3 protein-coding genes and 1 pseudogene are annotated in these 2746 nt (G+C 44.1%); 2 read left to right on the top strand and 2 right to left on the bottom strand.

The genetic code is table 11. The features are described from left to right. Together AB4496_RS18540 and AB4496_RS18535 are read left to right on the top strand one after the other, a co-directional pair. Window positions 1–205 (top strand): annotated as a pseudogene (locus tag AB4496_RS18540) (transcriptional regulator); the annotation flags it as partial. 106 nt (window positions 206–311) lie between these two features. After that, the gene (locus AB4496_RS18535) at window positions 312–479 is read left to right on the top strand and encodes a hypothetical protein (protein ID WP_017100591.1); all 168 of its coding nucleotides are present in this window, start codon (window positions 312–314) and stop codon (window positions 477–479) included. Window positions 480–632: 153 nt separating this feature from the next. Here the strand turns inward: AB4496_RS18535 and AB4496_RS18530 are convergent, their stop codons facing one another. Further along, window positions 633–1553 carry a YeiH family protein gene (locus AB4496_RS18530; RefSeq protein WP_029223440.1) on the bottom strand — a complete coding sequence of 307 codons (921 nt, stop codon included), beginning with the start codon at window positions 1551–1553 and terminating at the stop codon, window positions 633–635. A gap of 144 nt (window positions 1554–1697) precedes the next feature. Continuing rightward, window positions 1698–2746, bottom strand: a 1049-nt coding sequence (locus AB4496_RS18525; protein ID WP_372131585.1) for a 1-acyl-sn-glycerol-3-phosphate acyltransferase, incomplete at its 5' end; no start/stop codon positions are given.

Raw genomic sequence — 2746 nt, 5'->3', positions numbered from 1 at the left:
GGGCGTGCAGAGTGCTCTGCATAATATCGGTGTGGCAATGGGGCGTTATCATTTTGTTAAGCCGTACATTGAGACTGGTGAGCTCATAACGCCTTATCCAAGTATGGATACTGATAAAGGATACGAATTGATCTGTCCGTTAGGCACTGAAAAGCGACCTAAGGTAAGAACGTTTATTAAGTGGCTAGAGGGGCAGTTACGCTAGGTTAGTTAATTTAGCAATTAGATAGTTCAAAACAGAATTTATTATCTTTATAACCATCCATCATAATAAGCTCTATAAATAACGGATTATAGAATAAGGTCTTATTATGAAAGTCGCCCTCATCATTGCGGTTTTGCTGCAGATAGGCCAAGCGCTCGTTTCGTCAGGACTGACTCGTTCATTGGCTGAACTTACTGCATTTGTGCTGGTTGTGGTACTTGTTTTAATGAAAAGAGAGAGCAAGAAGAGTGATAAGCCCCTGTTTGATTCGTGATTGTTGTAACAAAGAATATCTTTACTACAAACGATAGGGGCAAAGCCCATTAGAGCTTTGCCTTTTTGTTTTGTTGCTCGTTAATCTGAGTGTCTGGTTAATACATTAACCAATCTACAGTGCTTCTTTACGTATTGGGTGTAATTAGGCGTATTATGCGAGAGTTAACCACGCTAATGAGCCTGTCGAAATCATCGTCCACATTGTAATACCAAACATCAATGGCTTCGGCCCAGCAGCTTTAAGCTTCTCAACTGAAATACCGCAACCAATCAAGAATAGACACACCACCAATGCACGCTTAGACACATCAAAGATACCTTGATAGACCATCTCAAATTGTGGCAATAAGTCACTAACAGCAATAGCAGCGCAATAGAAGAAAATGAAGTAAGGAATCGTAATCTTCTTTTGATCGTTCTTGAAGATCATCGCACTGACTAACGCGATTGGGATAATCCAAAGTGCGCGAGCGAGCTTCAATGTGGTTGCTGTGGTCAGTGCTTCTTCGCCATATGCTGATGCTGCGCCTACTACAGACGATGTATCGTGAATCGCGATTGCAGCCCATGTTCCGAAAGTTTGTTGGCTTAACTCTAGTGCATGGCCAATCATTGGGAACAAGAAAAGGGCGACCGAGTTCAACACAAATACAGTGGCTAACGCTAAGCCAATCTGTTCATCATCGGCTTTGATGGCCGGTGCTACGGCGGCAATAGCGCTACCACCACAAATTGCGGTACCAGAAGAGATAAGGTAACCCGTGGTGCGATCTAATCCCATGCGTTTTGCCAAGAACCAACCAATGACCAAGGTACCAATAATCGTCGTTACAATGAGGCCAATACCATCGCCTGTTACCGCTAATGCTTTCTCAAACTGAATGCCAAAGCCTAAGCCGACAATCGAGTAGGCCAGTAGCTTCTTGGTGAGTTTGCCTACTTCTAGATGCTCAGGGACTAAACCTAAGCTCGCAAGAAGGAAACCGATCACGAGTGCCGTCGGTGAACTCACCCATGGGGTTAAGCAAAACAGAGCAGCAAGATAAAATGGAACAGACTTTTTTAGATTCATTATATTTAATTCGTCGCGTCTAGTATTGGCAGCGTAGTGGAAGACTATACGCTTAACGCAATGGTAAGTAAGTCTAAATGAATTGAACAAACGTTAAGTAAAACTAAACGTTTGTTCAGCTGATATGAATAAAGGCTTGGTTATTTAGCGTATTGAGCCGCGAAGATCAGAGACTGACTGTCGAAGCGTGTCGCATGAAGCTTCTTTGGCTAGCATAGGTTCGGCAGCTTCTATCTCTAACTTGGCCCTGAAACGGGTAGGTAGCCCCTTGAAAGCTTGACCTTTATAACGACTGAAGTAACTGCCCCATAACCCTTTAAGTGCCATTGGAATCACAGGTACAGGAGATCGTTTGATAATCAGCTCCATGCCACGCATGAATTCGGCTACTTCGCCATCAGCGGTTAGCTTGCCTTCAGGGAAAATACAGACGATGTGCCCTTCATCTAGGGCTCGTTCAACTTCTTTGAAAGCGTTTCTAATCGAGTTTCGGTTGGTTGCGGAGATTGGAATAACTCCTGCTCTTTTTAAGAATCGACGTAGTGGAGGCAGCTTGGCGTAATCCTCTTCCATCACAAACCGAATCAAGCGAGGGCAAACCGCACTCAGAAGCAGTGCATCCATATAACTCACATGGTTGCAAACGATCAGTGCGCCGCCATTCTCTGGAAGATGGTGTAAGTTCTTGTGCTTAACTCGGTACATGGTGTGAGTGACCACCCATGTAAAGAAACGGAAAGCGTAGATAGGCACCTGATAAAACAGGTACAGCATAACCAAAGTATTCCCTATCGCGAGCAACACAAATAGTTGTGGAATAGAAAGATCGAGAACACTCAGGCAAACAATACCTAAAACGGCGCTTCCCACCATGAATAGTGAATTGTAGATGTTGAGCCCGGCAATCACTTGAGCGCGTTCATCTGGTTTCGCTCGTAACTGCATCAGAGAATACAGAGGAACAATGAAGATACCGCCAGAGATACCCAATAGCAGAAGATAAGCAAACAGCGGCCACAGCTCTGAATACGTCACGAATTGATGGAAAGAGGTAAATTCAGGCAAGGACTCAGGAATGGATATCGCCATCAATAGCCCAAAAATCGACATACCTAGGCTACCCATTGGTACGATTCCGATTTCAATTCTGTGATTTGACAACTTATCACAAGCCAAAGAACCTATAGCAATAC

Origin of the sequence: Vibrio sp. 10N.222.46.A1 (assembly GCF_041473595.1) — a bacterium.
GTDB classification, from domain to species: domain Bacteria; phylum Pseudomonadota; class Gammaproteobacteria; order Enterobacterales; family Vibrionaceae; genus Vibrio; species Vibrio tasmaniensis_A.
Note: the sequence above shows the minus strand (reverse complement) of the source record. Positions and strands in the feature narration are given on the sequence as shown.